Consider the following 20,040-nt stretch of genomic DNA (forward strand, 5'->3'; position numbering starts at 1 on the left):
TTAATTTACCTTCAAGGATAATTGATAAATTTGGCCGAAATTCTGACTATTTTTCCAAAATTTTCCTGTTATACCCATCTATTCTATCTCCTTCTCTGTTTTTCGCGAGAATGAAACAGCCCTGCTCCCAGGAGGGGAGGGGAAGTCAGGAGGAACGGGGAATTATACCAAGGGTAAAAAATATAATGTTATGAATAGTAAGAGGAATAAAAAGACTTTTCAGAATATTCCCTTTGACAAAAAAGATGACTTCCGACCTGAAAAATGGTATTGAAGCTATTCCCATACGACTCGGTCTTCCTGAGTTACCCTCCACGGTCGGGGGAGGGGCGAGGGGTGGGTTTACTCCTTACGAAATATCCTAACTATTTGTAGCAAACATTTATCAATTTGGTATTTATAGAGGAGGTAGTCGGAAAAATTGTAAGAGTGATTTTTCTGCCATAATCGTCCCAAAATACTACTTTTCGAGCTTTGTCCACCGAAAAGCTGACACTTTTTTAGAACAAAAAATGCTACAACCTTTATCTGTCTATGTTAATTATTCTTATGTTTTTATGTTGACTTCTCCCCTACTCCCCCACTCCCCTACTTCCCTCCTTAAAAATTTGTTAGTTTTATTCTGCAATTCTTTATTTTTCCACAGGTATTTTAAATACAATTTACCAAGAGTTGTCAAAATAATTGTTCCAGCCTGAAAACTACCTTTTATAGTACCTGATATTTTTGAACGTCCACCCTGACGACGACGATAACCAACAGGAATTTCAGTTATTTTTAAATCGCATTCTACAGCTCTAGCTTGCATTTCTACCGTCCAACCAAAACCTCGGTCTTCCATTCTAATTCTCTCTAAACTAGACTTCCGAATTAAACGCAATGGTCCTAAATCTTGATACCAATATCCCCACCCTAAACCAATTAAAAAAGTAGCTAATTTATTACCAAAATTTTGTACGGGAGTCATCGCAGACCTACCTGCTTTTGTCGCACGGCGATCGCCTAATATTAAATCGTATTTATTAGTAGCAGTTAAAAATTGTGGTAGTTGTTTTAAATCATCACTACCATCTCCATCACAAAATAAAATCCAGTCACATTCTACAGGTGTATTTTGGATGCCACACCAACAAGCTCTACCATAACCTGAGATGGGTTCTTTGATAACTTTTGCACCTGCTTTTCTTGCTTTTTCTATACTTCTATCGGTGCTACCATTATCCACTACCATTATATTTTTTAGTCCGTAAAATTGTAATGACTTAATTACATTTTTGATGGTAGATTCTTCATTCAAAACAGGAATAATTACGAATATTTTTTCTAAAAGCATTTGTTTTAAATTTTTTTTCTGAAAAATGAAGCAGTCAGCTTTTTCTACGGAATGCTACCCAAATAGCTTTTGAATAAATTAAGCCAGCATTTGTTGAACTTTTACTACATTTAAAAAATAGCTGATAGCTGATAGCTGACCGCTGAAAGCTTCAATATTTACGAATATTTTTTCTAAAAGCATTTGTTTGAATTTTTTTTTCTGAAAAATGAAGCAGTCAGCTTTTCCTACAGAATGCTACCCAAACAGCTTTTTAATAAATTAAGCAAGCATTTGTTTAACTTCTACTACATTAAAAAAATAGCTGATAGCTGATAGCTGACGGCTGATAGCTTAAGTATTATTGAACATTCAAAGACCAATCATAGTCAGAATATTTGACTTGATAACCACCCTGTTTTAAATACTTTTGATCATCAGGACTTACATATTGATGAGCATAATTTACGATTGCCGTTTCTGTTTCATTCAAGCCATCAATATTTGGTTCTTGACCATAAGTTTTTTTATAATCTTCACCGAACCATTTAAAAATTGAAGACAAATAAACAGCATTATTTTCACGGTCAATTCGGAAGCCTTGATTATTGGCGAGAAACTTGTTAGCTTGGTCATCTAGTTGTTGTTCTAATTGATTACCAGTATAAGCTTCTTGTCTTAGAGGAGGGCAACTTATTGCAGCACAAACTAAGGCAACATGAATTCCTGGTTTATTAAATTCTTTCCTTAAAATCTGATGTTCGATATGGTCTAATGTCAACTTTTCTCCAGCAATATCGAACTTACGAATCTTCCAAACACCAATAATATTTCTAATACTTTTAGTAGGGTAATTATCAATAATAGATTCTAAAGTAAAAGAGTTATAAGCATTAACTAAAAAAGCGATTTTTTCTGGGTCTGTCCAAGAATCATAAATGCTTGGCATTACCGCTCCAATAGCAGCATTAAATTCATCAAGTTTTTGCCTATTTTCTTTTAATCTTTCGTAGTCAACTAACCCTTCTGCGTTGACATACCCCTTTAAAATTGAGTTGTAATCTTGATAATTAAATGGTTCAGCTGAAGTAGCAGTAGATTCTTGTGTCTCTTGATTGTTTTCCCCTAGATTTGTAGGACTATTTAATCCACCACAGCCAGCTAAAAATATAAGTAGCGGTAAGAAAAATAATAACTTCTTAATTTGATATCTCATAAATTATTCTGCCATTTATAGTAATTTCATTCCATATCCATGAAAAACTAACGGCATGAGTAACCTGTGAGACTTAGCTTAATTTTGAATTAAATCAATATTCAGTAGTCAGTAGTTCGATAATTAATAATTAACAATTACCTCAATTATTGAGTAATATTATTAGGACTTACGCATGAACGCTATTGGTAGTGGCGCGTCAAGCTTGAAATAGTGTTTTAGGAAAATTCTCCAAACCTTAGTCATAGCAAGAATTATACTCAAAAATTTAATACATCATTTTCAGCTTGACGCGCTAGTAAGGTGTGTTACGCTAGCGCTAACACACCAAGACCCTATATCTATATATAGTTCCTTTGCGTAAGTCCTGATTATCTCAATTAAATTAGTGATGAAAAAACCTATCCTCTCACTTCAACAGCAAATATTTCTATTTTCCCCGCTCCCTTACTCCCTTATTTATCAGTATTCAAAAAATATTTAGGAGGCGATCGCTCCTCAACTTATGAAGGTAAGCGATCGCTTATTTTAAAATCCCCAATTAAACGGGAAGTTATGGGTAAATTTAATCTACCCTTTCTAATTGCCAAAGAAGTTAAACTAAGCAATTCTATCACCAGAATTACTCGTCTTCAAAACCGGACGTGAGACTTTCACCTCATCCGGCTCCTCAGTGATTTGGCCCTAATCAAAATGAGCACCTCTACTACTATTCTTAGCAGTTTTCAGATCGTAGCAATCTCTATGCAATTCAATAGCATCCAATACTTTCCCCTCCTTACCTTTTGAGTCGTACAACAATTGAAGCAAAGGGCGTGGACAGCTCAATAATCTAAAACTTAGACCAGATAAGATTTTCCTTCTGTCTCCCCCCTCTCAAAGGTAAGATTTTCCTTCTGCCTCCCCCCTTTCAAAGGGGGGTAGGGGGGATACCCTCTGTCTTCTGCTATACAACCACTCTACTTGTCCAAAGGTTGAAAGTCTTTTTGCCTGCTCCAATAAAACCAGTCCTTGTTAACATTCTCCTGTCTAACAATAGGAACTTCTGTGTGCTTCAATAGCTTAACTCGACTGCCATCCTCATAACTACACGAAAATTCCTTTCTGTTTTCCCCAGAATGCCAATACTTTTGAGAAATCCAGTCATTATTTTTATTGGAATGTCTTCTTCTTGCCCAACGCCAGAGTTTTTGGAATATTAAATGATCCAAATCCCTAAAGGTTTTCTTACTCACTACAGCCGAGTAATAGTTTACCCAATCCCTAATAATAGGATTAAGCCTTCTAATTAAAACAGCCTGTGGTGCAGACTTATGTCGGTCGATCACCTCAGCAATTTGACGATAATGACTCCTCATGCTCTGGTCACTTGGTTTGACCTCAGTTTTAAAACCAAGCTTACATTGATTTTTGCCCACCTCATATTGTCTGATGTTGAACCCCAAGAAATCAAACCCTGGTTTTTCTCCACCATACCCATATAGAGTATGAACCACTCTTGTTTCACTTGGTTTTAACTCCAGCCCCATTTCAGACAACCACTCTCCAACCTTTACTAGGCATTTTTGAACTACATCTATATCTTTATGAGCGATCGCCAAACTACTACCATAGCGAACCAAACCCAAGTATTCACTCCTATCCACCCTTGATACCTCATACCCGCTTTCCACAGATTGAAAATCAAAAGTTTCAGCATACTCATTGATTTGCTCCTCCATACCATGAAGAGCCAAATTTGCCAGAAGTGAAGAAATAACCCCACCCCTTGCCATCTGCTCCTCCGTTGGAAACAAGCCTTCCCCATCCATCACACCAGCCTTCAACCAAGCTTTGATTTTTCGACGCAATGTAGGATAAGTACCCAGCTTTTCCAGTAATAGTTCGTAGTTAATACCCTGAGAAGACTTAGCAATGTCAGCCTCAAGCACATACTTAGGCTCCAGCTTGACAAAACCAAAAATTGCTTCTACGGCATCTTGAGGCGATCGCCCCGGCCTAAACCCATAACAACTAGATTCAAAAATAGCCTCCCATTCTGGCTCCAGGGCCATTTTGACAAGTATTTGTAGAGCGTAGTCCTCCATAGTGCCTCTCCTAGACTTAACCTTGCCAGTTATGTCCAAAGTTTCAGCCAAAGCAAACAGCTTTTCCGAAGACAAAACTTTCTCACTCTGGTTATCTTGAACCACCCCACGCACCGCCAATAACTTAGCGTACCAGGACTTCAGCAAAGTTTTTTGAGGCTTACGAAATGCAACAAAATCACGACTCTCAGAGGCTCTGTAGATTCTGTCCTGTAACTTAAAGACGTGACGCTCAACCTTTAACCAGTTAATATCGCGCCATTCCTCCCATTCCACCGTAGTCTTCAAACTCGTATTGGACATCTGTATTACCTAATCAAACTCTACATTCCAAATCACCGTGTGTCCGTCAGCCTATCCCATTACATTAAATAAGGGCCTTTGCTTCTGACACAATCCTTCCCAATTAAACATCCGGTTAGCACCTACTTGATTCAGTTATCAGTTATCAGTTATCAGTTATCAGTTATCCATACCTATAGCTGAAGACAGAAGGGTGAGCATAGCTGAAAGCTGATTGCTGAAAGCTGATTGCTAAATAATTCAAGAGTTTTTCATGGGTTACTTCGTTCCAAATGACCTTATTTATATACCTTTAGGATGATGCTTTACGCCGGGTTTACCGGAAGTGCATATTAGTCGAACCAAATCTCGCTAACTCCCTATCCTGTGCCTTTTGGCTCCAGTGTCACAGCTTCTTTCACTGGTTGAAAATTACGACGCTTCAATTACATCTTCGCTTTTAGCTATCCAATGGGTATTGTGCTCGATGGAAACTCACTTAAGCTAAGAGCTTTACCACCTTTTTACCCCGCTTTACGGATTGATGGCTACTCGCTACCGTAGGGGTAATGCTGTCAACCCTGCACCTGGGCGGAAGGAATCTCACCTCCAAGGTCATTTAGTTATAAGGCTGATGGCCTTACTCTACTCACGTCTTATAGCATTTGAAGCAATAAGGTGGGGACAGCTCAAGAATCTAAAACTTAGGCCAGGCAAGATTTTTCCTTCTGCCTCCCCCCTTTCAAAGGGGGGTAAGGGGGGATGCCTTCTGCCTTCTGCCTTCTGCCTTCTGCCTTCTGCCTTCTGCCTTCTGCCTTCTGCCTTCTGCCTTCTGCCTTCTGCCTTCTGCTATAACCTGATGGCCTTGACTTTTAGCAGAAACGAATCGCACTTTGGTTACCTTCACGACGTACTCTAGATACAACCCAGTTTCGCCAGACCCAATGGTCTCCACGACTGGTCACAGCACTGGCATTGATGTCCATTAAATCTGCTAACTCTGAGCTGGTGATTAGATAGCCTTTATTGGCCACTTCATCAGCTATGTGTAAGGTTTCTATTAAGTTGCGCAGTTGCCCAACCCTCTGCTCCCTGGGCATATTTTCGAGTAATTCGTTAGTTGTTTCATTCATGGTAATTTTCAGACTATGTGGTCAGATACTACGGCTTACGATTCTATCGTTTTGTTACCAATCTTGCCTAATTAGTTTTGAATATTCTAGGCTAACTCTGGCTGAGAATTGCCGTTAGACGTGAAAGATTGTTTTCTCTTCACAACTTTTTTTCAGCTTAAGACTGGTTTTAATATAGTATAAAGTTACGTCTATAAATAGGAGATCATTGTTCCTTGAAATTACAGAGATCATCTGAAAGCTGATTTTTTTTATTTCCCTATATCCCGCAGAACTTTCTTTTGCAGTTAACAAGTCCACATTTTGAATCTTTTTTCTTTTGTAGATATTCTTTATAAGTATCAATACTAAAAGTACTTTTTTGGCCTGATATTTGACAACTTAAACTTTTTTAATAGTTAAATGAATATTTAGAAGAGTGAGGGGTATTTTATGACTACTTTCTATTAAAAATATCCCTTTCATTGACATACTCCCAGCATCAAATCAAAGATTATAATGCGGGATTCTCATCATTGATGATTCTACGTTCATCAAGACAACTTAGAGATCGCAATATTGCTATCACGCTCTCCAGAGGTCGGACTCTCCCGTAGCGTTTGGGCTTTTGACCCCAGTTTCCGTTAGCGCAGCTCCTCTGTAAGAGGCGTGCCCCTCGGTACTGTTTGCTATCGCTTCTAATATTTCTAATCCCTTTGCCAAAATGTTCTTTGCAGCGTTGTGGTCTCTATCAGCAATATACCCACAATGGGGACATTTATGAGTCCTCACTGATAATGATTTCTTAACTATTTGACCACAATTTGAACAATTTTGAGATGTGAAATGTGGAGGTACTGAAACACAAACAATTCCATTTGACATCCTCTCCGGCCTAAAGGCACGGAGATTCCTACTGAGCCGTAGCTCTTCGGCGGGTTGACGCTTCTTAGGCTGCTGCTACTTTGACAGTAGTCTTATGCTTGCCTCCACGTCCGTTTAGAGTTTCCGAGTGCCCCCCGGCAACTGTTAGTACTGTAGCATATATTCAATTTACTTGCAAATAAAAAGTCGCCCGCTTATGGGCGAGGCTTTAAACCCTATTTTTCGGTAATTTAGCGTAATAATTAAGCCATTCTGTGAACTGATACCACGAAGCATCAGATATAGACTTAGCTAAATTATGGTTTTTAACTAAGTTAGCAATCTTTAAATCTGCCTTCGGCGCGCCGCTCCGCGTCTACATAGACTACCAAATCGTGAGATTGGATTAACGCCATTGCAGTCTTTACTGCATAGTCTTTACGCTGTCTACTGATTTTCAGATGTTGTTTACCTAATTGTTTTCTGGCTTTGTGATAATTATTTGACTGAGGTTTACCTAGTTGATGGCGACGTGATAATCGACGCTGTAGTTTATTAAGTCGTTTTTCTGACTTTCTCAGATATTTAGGATTTTTAACAGCATTTCCATTACTGTCAGTATAGAAAGCGTTTAAACCTAAATCAATTCCTACTGTATTACCCTCAAAGTTATGAGTTTCTTTTCTCTCTACATTGACCAAGAATTGGCAATAATAACCATCAGCCTTTCTCACAACTCTAACACGACTTATTTGTTGTTGAGAATACCAGACTAAATCCCTGGTTGTCCATAGTTCAAATACACCAGCTTTAAAACCATCTATAAACTCAATTTTCTTTCTGTCAGTCGATAGTTTATAACCGGTATTTTTGTACTCTACAGAACGGGTGAATTTTTTGAATTTTGGATAACCCTTCTTTCCTGGTTTGTTCAGTCTACAATTACGATAAAATCGTTGTATTGATTGCCATGTTCTATCGGCTGACGCTTGTCTGGCTTGAGAGTTGAGTTTCTTTGCCCAAGGAAAATTTTTATCCTTTGCTAGTACAGCACAAAGTTTTTGTAAGTCGTTACGCTTGACGTTTTTATTATCCATCCAATAGCGCAAACAACTGTTTCTGATGAACTGACCAGTGAGAATCATTTCATCTAGAACTTTGTACTGATTTTGACTGCCTTTTAATTTGGCTTCAATTACTAGCACTCGTTGTGATTAACTCCTTGTAACATAAGATTATTATAACTTAAGTTTACCTAAAATATCTACTGGATAAACTGTTAAGATTTGTAGATCATTATGGCATCCTTGGCGGAGCATGACCAACGGAAACCACAATTATTGTTGCCACCATTCATCTCCCGGTAAATCAAAGATTATACCGGGAGCCTTCTGTCTTTTTTTAGGTAATAGACTTGTCGCTTTATAACTTAAAAAAACCTCAAAACCCTTGATATGTAAGGATTATAGTTGTCAATATTCTAAAGTGCCTGTAATTATTATTCTGCCTGAGTTTGAACGATTTTTTCCCTCTATTTAGCGACAAGTCTAATATTATCTTTGCGTTTGCTATTTTTTTTGATTGACTAAAAAATCATGTACATAGGCGAACTAAACCTAATGCTTTTACTATATCAAAATTTTTTCTGGTGCGCAACCTTAATTTAATCCGCCACGCCATTTTGCTTGAGTGCTTAACACAATGAAAAACAAAGTAAAAAGTAATTTGAACTATTATTACTATTGCAGCAGCTTTGATGATTGAAATAACATACAGACTTTGGCTTAAAAAACTATGCTGAGGTGATACTAAATCTGGTTAATTACAAGAGTGAGACAGAAGGCAGGAGGCAAAAAGTTGAGGACGGCTTGGGAAAAACTAGCTTTTTATCAGTGGGTTTGGTATGAATGACTTTAACAATGGCTGTCTATAAATTTTTAAGAATTAATAAAAAATTAAGTCTGCTAAAATAACTAAAAGTTAAGTTATTGTAGGAAAATACTGGCAATTTTTGGTGACAATAATTTATAGCAGTTTGTGTACTTGAAAACTAGACAAGATAAAGAAAAAAAATTTGACTGCCTATGGGCGATATACTAATTGCTATATATGTTTTGCGGAAAAAGTGGGGAAACTCCGGTGCAATTCCGGGGCTGTGCGGCAACTGTAAATCGACAAAAATAGTTAATAGAAAAAATCAATAACTACTTACTAATCAATCGATCAGCCAGAACACCTACTTGTCACTTGTAAACTCTAACTTCCTGCCTGACACGGGAAAGAATAATAAATGAAATATTCAACTCAAAACTCTGAAATCAAAACACAAAACACTCTAACTTCAACAGAAGAAATAAGTAGTATTTCTACAAGTTATAAATTACCTCTATTACCACTACAAAGACCTTTATTATTGATAGGTCATGGTACACGAGATGCTGATGGAAAAGAAACTTTTTTAGATTTTGTTGCAGCATATCAAAATTTAGATAAATCTCGACCTGTAATACCTTGCTTTCTAGAATTAACAGGTCCAACTATTCAAGAAGGAGTAGATAAATGTGTAGAACAAGGTTACACAGAATTATCTGCTTTACCAATTTTATTATTTGCAGCCCGCCATAATAAATTTGATATTACCAATGAATTAGACAGGGCAAGACAACGACATCCTCAAATCAAATTCCATTATGGGCGACATTTTGGTATTACTCCCAAGATTTTAGAATTGTGGCGATCGCGTCTCGCAGAATTAGAGGAAACTAATTTTAATCCCTCCGAAACAGTCTTATTATTTGTAGGGCGAGGTTCGAGTGACCCTGATGCTAATGGAGATGTTTATAAACTGGCTCGAATGTTATGGGAAGGCAGTGGTTATCTAACAGTTGAAACTTGTTTTATTGGCATTACTCACCCTCGTTTAGAAGAAGGTTTTCGGCGAGCTAGATTATATCAACCGAAGCGTATTATTGTTTTGCCCTACTTTTTATTTACCGGAGTTTTGGTAAAGAAAATATTTGATATTACTGCTCAACAACAAGAACAATATCCAGATATTTCTATGACTTGTCTGTCAGAAATGGGAGCGCATCCAACATTATTAGAATTATTGCGAGAAAGAGAAATAGAGACACAGTTAGGAGAAGTACAAATGAATTGTGAAATGTGTAAGTTTCGATTAGCTGCTGTTAGTAATGAGGAACATTCTCACGGTCATCACGACCATTCTCACTCACATCATCATCATAGTCACGACCATAATCATTCTGTGGTTGACCCTTATGCGGAACCAGAACAATATCATCAACGTATTTGGCAAGTTCCTTGATGATTGAACAGAGATAAAAAACACTATATAGTCAATTCAAACTAGATATAGTGTTGAAAATCAAAAAGAGCAAATTTATCAATATTTGCTTCAAACAATTATTCTTCAAAGCTAGAGGGAACAGTTAGTATAAAAAAACTGACTTAAGCAACCTTAAGGACTCTAGCTTTTAAAAAATATACTTGCTATTATTTCCTGACATTTATTATATATATTTAGGGCTTACTGATTAAATATTCAACTTTTATTATTAATGGTTTTAGCCTTATTTGGGGTTGAAAAAAGTGCCTAGTTTTCAGTTTAAAACGCTCAAAAAGTTAGCATAAAAGGCATACAAGGACAAAAAAAATTACTTCCCTACTTCCCTACTCCTTAAAAAGACTTTTTCAGGAAACCCTAGTTACTACTGATCATGGTATTTGAGAATGTTTAAAGTAGATTTAATTCTGATTTTTGCTGCTTTTTAAGCATACTCAGTTAGTACACACCTTGCAAATCTTAAACAATATTTCTTGCTCAGAAAGTAACCGTAAATTATAAGATATAAATTTTATTGGTAATAAAAACACGAGCGCCAGCTATTTGCTAAATTCGATAAACATGATGGATTAATATATGATTAGAATAGTAATTGCTCAAGGCATTATTCAACTATTAAATGTTGTCTCTGTATTAAAGTTTCAATCTACTTTAGAAAAATACCAAAACTGCGAAGATTTTCTGATTATTGCAGGCAGCAGGAATTCAACTATGAATCAAGGATTAATTGATGCTTGTTTACAAATATCTACGGTATGGTCTTTTAAAAATATTATTGTACCCCATGATTATGTAGTTTTGCTTTCTGAAAAAGTTAGCCAGAAAACTATTTCTTTCCTAGAAGCTACAAAATTACTAAAAAATAAATTAACTATCAATGTTTGCGATGTTATTTACACTTGTCGTAATTTTCAGTTCATTAATGAACTATTTCTATCTGCTTATTCTACCGCTCACAAAATATGTTATGGGGATGGTTTAGGAGTATTAGATTCAAAAAGCATGAATCAACCTGGTAGTATTAATCCTCAAGGATTTGCCAAAGTAGATGAAGCTTACTTAATTGTACCTCTAGAAGCTTCAAAAAATGCTTTTGATTATTGTGGTCTAATCCAAACTATCAATATTAAATATTTCGTCGATACTATTCACAAAAGTGCCTTGCAAGTTCCTGGTTTAAGTCAATATTGCAAAAGCATTTTGAAAAAAAATAATCAACCAATTACTTTAATAGTCCTTACATACTGGGCACAGGTTAATATTATTTCATCTTGTGATGCTGAAGTCGAACTATATTTGTTATCGGTGCTTCCTTATGTAACTAAAGATGAATTATTAGTGGTAAAAGGTCATCCAAGACAAAAACTTAACCAGTCACAAAAACTTGTGGATGAACTTGTAAAAAATGGTTTTAATGCTATTCTCATGCCTAATAAATTTGAATATTATTCTATAGAACTATTTACCTCATATCTTAGTTTTAAAAAAGTAATTACTATTGCTTCTAATTCTTGTTTTACTTTAGCTTATCTATGTCACAGTGAAGTAATATTTGGAGCTAAGAAAACTCTAGTTGAAAAATATATAAGTTCAAATTTTCATAAAAATATAAAACAAAGTATTGCTTACAATTCTTTAATTCTCCCAAAAGCCTATACAACAAGTGATTTTGAACCAATTTATTACTCACAATTGGAGCAGTTAACAAAAAATCAGGTATATGAGCAAATATATATAGCAAATGGAAATTTTAGCAAACCTCAAATTATTAACTCCAACATCCTATTTAATAAGGCTCAGAAACTTCAGCGACAAGGTAAATTCAATCAAGCAATTAATTATTATAGATATTACCTCGACTTCTATCCTGATTTTTCTTGGTGTTACTTTAAGTTGGGAGAAACACTAGAAAAATTGGGGTTAATAGATGATGCTGCTAAAGAATACTGTAATGCGGTGGAGAAAAATCCTTCCAATTTAGTCTTTCGTTATACTCTGAATCAATTTATTGAAAAAAATCAAAGTTAATATTTATCAAATAGATACTTTATAATTGTCAAAAAATAATAAAAATGACTACAGGAAATTTAATCACACAGGGAAATAAACTGAAACGTGAGGGAAGGTTAGATGAAGCTATCGCTCTCTATACACAAGCTATAAATTTAAAGCCAGACTTTGCTTTTACTTATTATGAATTAGGGGATGCTCTGGAAAAAAAAGGTGATTTTGCTCAAGCTATTATTGAATATAAAAAAGCTATTGAACTGAATCCTAATATAGATTTTTTTCATCAGAGTCTGGAAACAATTAAAAGTAGGAAATTTGAGCAAAATCTTGATTTTCCTTCCAATCAAATTAACTCGGATTTTTTGGTTGTGGGAATTTCCATGATTAAAAATGAGGAAGACGTTTTAGAAACTTTCATTCACCATAACTTGAACTATCTTGACTTTTTAGTATTAGCTGATAATGGTTCTACAGATAATAGTAGAAAAATCATTAACAAATTTATTCAAGAAGGTCTCAACCTTTGTGTAATTGATGACCATAAAATGGCTTATACTCAAACTGATAAAATGACAAATCTCTACAGAAGAGTAGCTACATCATTCTTTCCAGAATTTATTGTTCCAATTGATGCAGATGAATTAATTCAGTCACCATCAAAAGAATCATTTATTAATTCACTTCAAGTCATTCCTAAAAATGGGATAGGTCTTTATCCTTGGAAAACCTATATTCCTGAACCTACTAACACAAGTCATTTACTATCAAATTTTAAATACAGAAGAAAAAAAGAAAATCCACAGTATTTTAAAGTCATTCTCAGAACTAGCGGTAGTATTAATTATCAACTTAAAATCAATCAAGGTAGTCATGGAGTAACAAGCGAAAATAGTGATATACCCAGTGTTGAATTATCAGATATTTGTCTAGCTCACTTTCCTATTAGAAGTTTTAATCAAGTTATTAAAAAAAGTCTATTAGGGTGGTTAGGTTATGTGGATAGATATAAAAGTATGGATAGTCAAGGACAAGGTTATCAAAAAAAATATTTGTACAATAAAATTATGCAAGGAGAAAAGTTTTCTGACTCAGACTTGACATATATAGCTCTTAACTATGCACAGGAAGTTGAGGTAAAAGAAGACTGGTTAAACTATGTTGAACTAGAACCTCCTACAATCAAATCACCCCAATTTTCTTATCCAGATTTAATAGCTAAAAACGATGACCAAAGCAACGTCATTACAACCATTATTAAATCTTGGGAAAATCAAATCATAAAAATCTCTCCTTTAATTTCCAGAGAAGACTTAATTCCCTTTAGCGAATCACCTACTTCCCTATCAACAGATAATCATCAACATGGCGTCTTTGAACCAAATTTTCACTTAGAAAAATTATTTATTGATATTCCACCATTTGAGTATATTTATCAGAGGTTTTTGCCAGAAAATATTCTTGATATTGGCTGTGGTATAGGTCAATATCTGAAAATTTTCAATAAACTAGGAGTTACAGAAATTATCGGTGTAGATGGTTTTATCCCACAACAAAGTTTCTTAAATTCAAATCAATATATTTGCCATGATTTAACTAACCCATTAAATTTACAACGCAAATTTGATTTAGTTATGTGTTTAGAAGTAGCTGAACATTTACCACCAGGCAAAGAACTTAACTTGATAGAAACATTAAACAATCATGCCTCCAATATTTTGATATTTTCAGCAGCAGAAATAGGTCAACCAGGAAACGGACATATTAATTGTCAACCCTTTGAATATTGGCTTAACTTATTAAAACAAAACTGGTCGCCAATGTTGACTGAGACATTATTTTTCCGATGTATCTCTAGTTTTTCTTGGCTCAGGAGAAACCCTATCTTACTTCAAAAAAAAACAGAATTAACCTCAGAAAATAGTTCTTTAAAATCTTGGGATAAATTAATTGCCATATCTCAAATACCCTACAAATGGTATGGTCAAAAATCTCAAATTATTTCCGAGATGCTAGAAATAGAGATACCCGATGATATATATCCTTCTTCTACTCAATAATTGACTTGATATAATCATGGGATAAATTTAATCTGTACCAAAAAATTTGTTTTTATCCATCAACACTATCTAAGCAATGATTCAATAATTAGAATATTTAAAAATATTTATAGTACCTTGGTCTAAGTCCTGAAGTTGTTAGCTTGTGGGTAGAGACTAGGAAAATAATTAGGGTTTGGTCTCCAAACCCCTACAGTTTTTTTCCACAAACCATTGCAGAAAAATCAAGGGACGATTTTTCCTCCTACTTCACTCTATGGTTCCCATTTATTCTGACTTCTGACTCCTGACTCCTAACCTCCTAATTACTTTCCGCTTTTGACTTTGTAGACTTCCTGCCACGACCAGACTTTTTACTTCCAGCTTTTGCCTTCAAAAGTCCTATCGCTTGCTCCAAAGTCACATCCTCAACAGCCGTATCCTTTGGCAAAGAAGCATTAATCTTACCATGCTTCACATAAGGTCCATACCGACCATCATAAATACCCACTGCCTCACCATCTTCAGGATGTTTACCTAAATCTTTAAGTGGAGGTGCAGCCTTAGCACGACTACCACGTTTAGCTTTAGGTTGAGCTAATAACTCCAAAGCACGTTCCAAAGTAATAGTCAAAACATCATCCCCCGCTTTCAAAGAACGATAATCTTTACCAACCTCCTTACCTTGGTCGTGAACAACATAAGGACCAAAACGTCCTAAATTAGTTTGAATTTTGCAACCCGTTTCTGGGTGAACACCCAAAGTACGAGGTAAAGACAATAACCCTACCGCCATATCCAGAGTCACATCCTCCAGATTCACCCCCTTGGGTAAAGAAGCTCGCTTTGGTTTTTTCTTACTACCCTCCAACTCTTCACCTAATTGTACATAAGGACCGTAGCGACCAGTCGTCATATAAATAGTATCGCCAGTTTCCGGGTGAACTCCTACCACCTCTGGACCCTCTGTTTTTTGCTTCAGCAGTTTCTCTATTTGTTCTGGGTCTAAGTCTGATGGAGTTAAATCTTCAGGAATAGAAGCCTTGACAACACCTTCACCATTTTCTGCCTCAATATAAGCACCAAACTTACCAATACAGATACGATAAGTCATTTCTGGTTCGCCATCCAAATTATCCAATTCAATAGTGCGGGCTAACTTAGGGTCAATTTGCTCTTGCTGTTCCTTAATTTGAGTATCCAACCCACTTTCTCCAGAATAAAATTCTCTTAGATAAGGTAACCACTGAACTTCACCAGTAGAAATATCATCCAGAGTTTGTTCCATACGGGCGGTAAATTTAACATCGACAAATTCAGGAAAGTGCTTTTCTAATAGACTTGTTACACCAAAAGCAGTAAAAGTCGGAACTAAAGCATTATTCTGAAGTTTGGCATAGCCACGGTCAACAATAGTACCAATAACACTCGCATAGGTACTCGGACGGCCAATACCTTCACTTTCCAGAGTTTTTACCAGAGATGCTTCAGTAAACCTAGCAGGTGGTTGAGTTTCATGTCCCACCACTTCTATATCTTTGCAACTTGGGTGATCGCCTTGTTTCAAAGGAGGTAAAGGTACTTCTTGATCTTCCAAAGCTGCCTCTGGGTCATCGGAACCTTCAACATAAGCCCGGAGAAAACCAGGAAAGTCTATACGCTTACCATTAGAACGAAAACCCGCATCTTCTACTTGCAGGTTAACTGTTATATGGGTTTGACGAGAGTCAGCCATTTGGCAAGCTACTGTCCGTTTCCATATTAAGTCGTAAAGAGCAAGTTCTTGACCATTCAATCCTGTTTCCTGGGGCGTGCGGAAAGTTTGACCAGCAGGACGAATAGCTTCATGGGCTTCCTGAGCAGCTTTACTTTTAGTAGTGTATTGTCGTGGTTGGGGACTAAGATATTCTAGACCATACATTTTCTCAACACAATTCCGAGCAGCAGCGATCGCCTCATCGGACAAATGAACTGAGTCTGTCCGCATATAGGTAATAAAACCCTGTTCGTATAGATTTTGAGCTGTCCGCATTGTTTGTCTAGCACCCATTCTTAGTTTACGGTTAGATTCCTGTTGCAAAGTAGAAGTGGTAAATGGTGGGGATGGTTTACGTTTAACAGCTCGTTCTTCAACATTACTAACAGTCCAAGGCTTATCTTGCAGTCTTTCCTTTAAAGCTTCTGCTTGAGCCTCATCCAACAAAACAACATTTCTACCCTCAGCTATTTTGCCTGTATTCTCATCAAAGTCACTACCAGTAGCTACTTTTGTACCCCCAAGGGTAACAAGTTTAGACTCAAAAGGTTTTTTTGCCTGTTCTAAACTAGCCTTTAAATCCCAATAACCTCCTTGTTTAAAAGCTCGACGTTGACGTTCTCGGTTTACCAATAGTCGAACTGCTACTGACTGTACTCTTCCTGCAGAGAGACCCCAAGCTATTTTTTTCCACAGTACAGGTGAGAGAGTATAACCGTACAGTCGGTCTAGAATACGCCTTGTTTCTTGTGCCCTGACTAACTGCTCATCTATGTTGCGACAGTTTTCGATCGCCTTACGGATAGCTTCTGGGGTAATCTCGTGGAATACCATCCGCTTGGTAGGAACTTTCGGTTTTAGTAGTTGCAGTAAATGCCAACTAATACTTTCCCCTTCCCGGTCTTCATCTGTGGCCAGAACTAATTCATCAGCTTCTTTCAAAGCATCTTTCAGTTCTTTGACGGTTTTCTTTTTGTCTTTAGGGACTACGTAGAGGGGTTCAAAATTTGAGTCTACGTTTACACCTAGATGTGCCCATTTTTCTCCTTTATATTTTTCTGGTATTTCATCAGCAGAAGGTGGCAGGTCACGCACATGACCCATGGATGCCTCGACCCGATAGTCGGAGGGTAGATAGTTACGGATAGTGCGGGCTTTAGTGGGAGATTCGACAATAACAAGGGTTGACATAAAACTTTATTTAGGATGTTACAAGCTGGGATTTTATATTTAGGTTAGGAATGATATGCACCAGTGGTCAATGGGTCAGGAGAAATAGAATTTTATTGTTTAGTTTGGTTAGGCATTACAGGATAAAGTCCTATTTTTTCTACGCTATCTTAATTTTTTGTTTCTGCCAAAATCTATAGCAATTTGCAACTTTATCAGATATTAATTCAGATATTAAGTTACTGGGTTTTTAGATTTTTACTTAACAGAGAACGGAGAATTAGAGCATTCTGGGTTTTGCTCTATGTTCATAATTAACTTATCTGCAATCAGCTATATTTTTGATGGACATAAGCTTTAATTTAGTAATTACCTTATACGATTTGCTAGCATGACTTATTATTATTGTCAATATAATTAATATTTTTTTTATATTTAAAAGCAAAAAGCAAGAATTTTACTTTTGCTGTGATTTAGGATTTCCTCAATAAACCCTCAACTTCAACACATCTAATACCAATTTGATCAATGTTTGTTACAAATGGTAGGGACGTTGCATAGTCCCTACGAAAGAAGGAAGAGGAAAGAAGGAAGAAGGGATAAATATTGAAAAAAAGGGAAAAACAATATAAATAACTATCTAAAATGAACTGGAATAGCTATTTTTAAGCATATCCGATCAAGGTCTACCTTTTTGTAGCATTCTTTTTTAAAATTGGTATAACATCCTATCAACCACTCTAAAAACCTAGCTATCTAGCCGATAACGCACCTTAAAAACTGTGGTCAGATCCCGCGCCACCATCAGGCGTAAGGAAATGCTGAGCAAATATTTTACTCTTCCTCTTGTCAAATCTGGACTTTTTCTGCTATTATAGTTAGCAATATCTAAAATAAAAATCAAATCCTCATTTACGTCAAAATTTAAAAAAACTCAGACGTTATAGTTATGACTATCTCAATAGTAACTACAACACAAGCAGCTTTTCTGCTTAATATTTCAACAGGTAGATTGCGAACCCTGCTTAATCAAGGCCGTGTTCAAGGTGCTCATAAAATCAAAAGACTTTGGATGATTCCCCTCAATCATCGGGGAATGCCAGAAATTAAATCAGGTAGTCGTGGTCCGCAAGGGACTTGGAATAAACTTCGACGTAAAGCCAAGACTATTGTTCATGTTCTACGAAAAACTATTGACTATAACCGAGACAATAAAACTTCTCACCCAGTAGTTGCCGTTAAAGTGGGAGATAAAAAGGATTATTGCCATGCCCTGAAAATTAACGGACCTTGTCAAATTGTTTATCAACCCCATCAACCGAATAAAAGTCAAGCCGGGGGTGCCCGTCTGTGGATTGAAGTAGAACCAGAAGTTCTAGTGGAGCGAAAATATTTCTCTAATGGAGATTATGGTCCGCCACCGGAAGTAGTTCAGCAGAGGTCAAAATTGAAGAAGGTAGAGGGCAGAAGGCAGAAGCGGTGCGACCCCGCGACGACGACAGTCGCATCTGGTAGCGCACCAAGAGAGGGAACGCGCACCAAGAGAGGGAATGCTGACCAAGAAAGGGGATGCGCACCAAAAGAGGTAGAAGAGAAAATTGCTTATGGATAGTCAACGAAAGGCCACTTCTTGCCTACAAATCCCAAACAATTTTAAGCACCGTGTGGACGGTGAGGTATTAAACTCGCCACAGAAAAGATAAAAAAAAGTCAAACATTAAAAGTTAGGGAAACCAACTAAGTAGAACATGGTAAATTTTTGGTGCTATGTATCAAAATTGTAAATTAGCTCAAAAATTTATATTTATTACCTTTAGGGGTTTTTTGATTAAAAATACAACTTCTTTTTTTTAGCCTGCTCTACTTAGATCAATATTAGCCTCGAAAAGATGATTTGAGTAACAGTGCGTGGGTTCTGTTTAGTTTTTTGCTGTCTATAAATAAATAATAATGATAAAGTAAGTAAAGTCTAGTAAAGCTTTCCCACTGTCATTGACTATGGCAAAAAGCTGTAACTCTCAAAAAGATTAACTTTTACCAAAAACTGAAAAGTATCTGATGGTACAACTATTCAATAAAACCTTCAAATTTGAAAATCTCCAAACTTTAATAGTATCTCTGCTATTAATTATTATGACTACTATCTTGCCTGTATCTTCTGCATATGCAACTGGAGTTTATCAAATGCCAAGTTTAGCGGCAGGCGATCACACATTCATTGTTGATGATGCTGAAGTTTTCAGTCGAATAACAAAGAGTAAACTGAACAATACCTTAGAAAGTTTGGCCAATAGTACTGGTAATGAAGTTAGATTTGTGACTATCCGTCGCCTAGACTATGGTGAGACCGTGGATAGTTTTACGGAAAAGCTATTTGACAAATGGTTTCCCACTCTAGAAACAAAAGCTAATCAAACTTTAATAGTATTAGATACTCTTACCAATAATGATGCTATTCAGATCGGCAATGCAGTTAAAGAACTGATGTCTGATGAAATTACTCAGAGTGTAGTTGATGAAACCATTCAAGTACCGATTAGAGATGGCAACAAATACAATGAAGCTTTTTTAGCAGCTAGCGATCGCCTGAGTACTGTATTATCTGGAGAACCCGATCCAGGCCCTCCGGAAGTTAAGGATGAGCTGGCAACACAAGTAGTAGCTACTTTTAAATCAGCAGAAGAAACTGACGATCAAAGTGCAACTATTTTAGTGGTTGTATTGTTAGTTGTAGCTACCATTGTACCAATGGTTACTTATTTCTGGTATCAAGGTTTTTCTTGATAGAAATTAAGGAGAATAATAAAAGTATAATTTCGGGTCCTTAT

The 20,040-nt window shown here is 36.3% G+C and carries 13 protein-coding genes and 1 riboswitch; of the genes, 5 read left to right on the forward strand and 8 right to left on the reverse strand.

The features are described 5' to 3' along the window. Positions 1-547: 547 nt before the first annotated feature. The 7 genes from F6K15_RS22410 to F6K15_RS22440 all read right to left on the reverse strand — a co-directional run bounded on the left by F6K15_RS22410 (position 548) and on the right by F6K15_RS22440 (position 8,078). On the reverse strand, positions 548-1,333 hold the full coding sequence (locus F6K15_RS22410) for a glycosyltransferase family 2 protein (RefSeq protein ID WP_293064519.1): 786 nt from the start codon (positions 1,331-1,333) through the stop codon (positions 548-550). Positions 1,334-1,673: 340 nt separating this feature from the next. Then, positions 1,674-2,528 carry a DUF547 domain-containing protein gene (locus F6K15_RS22415; protein ID WP_293064522.1) on the reverse strand — a complete coding sequence of 285 codons (855 nt, stop codon included), beginning with the start codon at positions 2,526-2,528 and terminating at the stop codon, positions 1,674-1,676. 959 nt (positions 2,529-3,487) lie between these two features. Then, positions 3,488-4,918, reverse strand: coding sequence for a group II intron maturase-specific domain-containing protein (locus F6K15_RS22420; protein WP_293064525.1), 1,431 nt, complete (start codon positions 4,916-4,918; stop codon positions 3,488-3,490). Positions 4,919-5,639: 721 nt separating this feature from the next. Beyond that, complete coding sequence (locus F6K15_RS22425; protein WP_293064528.1) at positions 5,640-5,789, reverse strand: hypothetical protein; 150 nt, start codon at positions 5,787-5,789, stop codon at positions 5,640-5,642. Continuing rightward, a complete protein-coding gene (locus F6K15_RS22430) occupies positions 5,770-5,997 on the reverse strand; it encodes a hypothetical protein (protein ID WP_293064531.1) in 228 nt (75 codons plus the stop codon). Before F6K15_RS22430 ends, F6K15_RS22425 begins: the two co-directional genes overlap by 20 nt. 597 nt (positions 5,998-6,594) lie before the next feature. Further along, complete coding sequence (locus tag F6K15_RS22435) at positions 6,595-6,894, reverse strand: zinc ribbon domain-containing protein (RefSeq protein WP_375341083.1); 300 nt, start codon at positions 6,892-6,894, stop codon at positions 6,595-6,597. Between the two features lie 314 nt (positions 6,895-7,208). Then, on the reverse strand, positions 7,209-8,078 hold the full coding sequence (locus F6K15_RS22440) for a transposase (RefSeq protein ID WP_363268495.1): 870 nt from the start codon (positions 8,076-8,078) through the stop codon (positions 7,209-7,211). Positions 8,079-8,965: 887 nt separating this feature from the next. Then, positions 8,966-9,132: riboswitch (cobalamin riboswitch) on the forward strand. A gap of 31 nt (positions 9,133-9,163) precedes the next feature. On the opposite strand from F6K15_RS22440, the gene F6K15_RS22445 reads away from it, so the two are divergent. The 3 genes from F6K15_RS22445 to F6K15_RS22455 all read left to right on the forward strand — a co-directional run bounded on the left by F6K15_RS22445 (position 9,164) and on the right by F6K15_RS22455 (position 14,307). Then, positions 9,164-10,201 carry a sirohydrochlorin chelatase gene (locus F6K15_RS22445; RefSeq protein ID WP_293064533.1) on the forward strand — a complete coding sequence of 346 codons (1,038 nt, stop codon included), beginning with the start codon at positions 9,164-9,166 and terminating at the stop codon, positions 10,199-10,201. A gap of 615 nt (positions 10,202-10,816) precedes the next feature. Next, entirely contained in the window at positions 10,817-12,268 is a 1,452-nt protein-coding gene (locus F6K15_RS22450) for a tetratricopeptide repeat protein (protein WP_293064535.1), read from the forward strand. A gap of 44 nt (positions 12,269-12,312) precedes the next feature. Then, positions 12,313-14,307 (forward strand): tetratricopeptide repeat protein, encoded by a 1,995-nt coding sequence (locus F6K15_RS22455; protein ID WP_293064538.1) that lies wholly within the window; start codon positions 12,313-12,315, stop codon positions 14,305-14,307. A 301-nt stretch (positions 14,308-14,608) separates the two neighbouring features. On the opposite strand, the gene topA is transcribed toward F6K15_RS22455, so the two are convergent. Further along, positions 14,609-17,233 (reverse strand): type I DNA topoisomerase, encoded by a 2,625-nt coding sequence (gene topA, locus F6K15_RS22460; protein ID WP_293064541.1) that lies wholly within the window; start codon positions 17,231-17,233, stop codon positions 14,609-14,611. Between the two features lie 928 nt (positions 17,234-18,161). Between topA and F6K15_RS22465 the strand changes: the two genes are divergently transcribed. Together F6K15_RS22465 and psb32 are read left to right on the forward strand one after the other, a co-directional pair. Next, positions 18,162-18,824 (forward strand): hypothetical protein, encoded by a 663-nt coding sequence (locus tag F6K15_RS22465; RefSeq protein WP_293064543.1) that lies wholly within the window; start codon positions 18,162-18,164, stop codon positions 18,822-18,824. A gap of 446 nt (positions 18,825-19,270) precedes the next feature. Next, positions 19,271-19,996: a photosystem II repair protein Psb32 gene (psb32, locus tag F6K15_RS22470; protein ID WP_293064546.1), complete on the forward strand. Its 726-nt coding sequence runs from the start codon at positions 19,271-19,273 to the stop codon at positions 19,994-19,996. Positions 19,997-20,040: the final 44 nt, after the last annotated feature.

The organism is Okeania sp. SIO2B3 (genome assembly GCF_010672525.1).
Classification (GTDB): Bacteria; Cyanobacteriota; Cyanobacteriia; order Cyanobacteriales; family Microcoleaceae; genus Okeania.

Bases quoted from the DNA above. Each gene is read 5' to 3' on its own strand.
- psb32 (WP_293064546.1), top strand. From the start codon at position 19,271: ATGGTACAACTATTCAATAAAACCTTCAAATTTGAAAATCTCCAAACT.
- F6K15_RS22430 (WP_293064531.1), bottom strand. From the start codon at position 5,997: ATGCCCAGGGAGCAGAGGGTTGGGCAACTGCGCAACTTAATAGAAACC.
- F6K15_RS22465 (WP_293064543.1), top strand. From the start codon at position 18,162: ATGACTATCTCAATAGTAACTACAACACAAGCAGCTTTTCTGCTTAAT.
- F6K15_RS22450 (WP_293064535.1), top strand. From the start codon at position 10,817: ATGATTAGAATAGTAATTGCTCAAGGCATTATTCAACTATTAAATGTT.
- F6K15_RS22435 (WP_375341083.1), bottom strand. From the start codon at position 6,894: ATGTCAAATGGAATTGTTTGTGTTTCAGTACCTCCACATTTCACATCT.
- F6K15_RS22410 (WP_293064519.1), bottom strand. From the start codon at position 1,333: ATGCTTTTAGAAAAAATATTCGTAATTATTCCTGTTTTGAATGAAGAA.
- F6K15_RS22415 (WP_293064522.1), bottom strand. From the start codon at position 2,528: ATGAGATATCAAATTAAGAAGTTATTATTTTTCTTACCGCTACTTATA.
- F6K15_RS22445 (WP_293064533.1), top strand. From the start codon at position 9,164: ATGAAATATTCAACTCAAAACTCTGAAATCAAAACACAAAACACTCTA.
- F6K15_RS22455 (WP_293064538.1), top strand. From the start codon at position 12,313: ATGACTACAGGAAATTTAATCACACAGGGAAATAAACTGAAACGTGAG.
- F6K15_RS22420 (WP_293064525.1), bottom strand. From the start codon at position 4,918: ATGTCCAATACGAGTTTGAAGACTACGGTGGAATGGGAGGAATGGCGC.
- topA (WP_293064541.1), bottom strand. From the start codon at position 17,233: ATGTCAACCCTTGTTATTGTCGAATCTCCCACTAAAGCCCGCACTATC.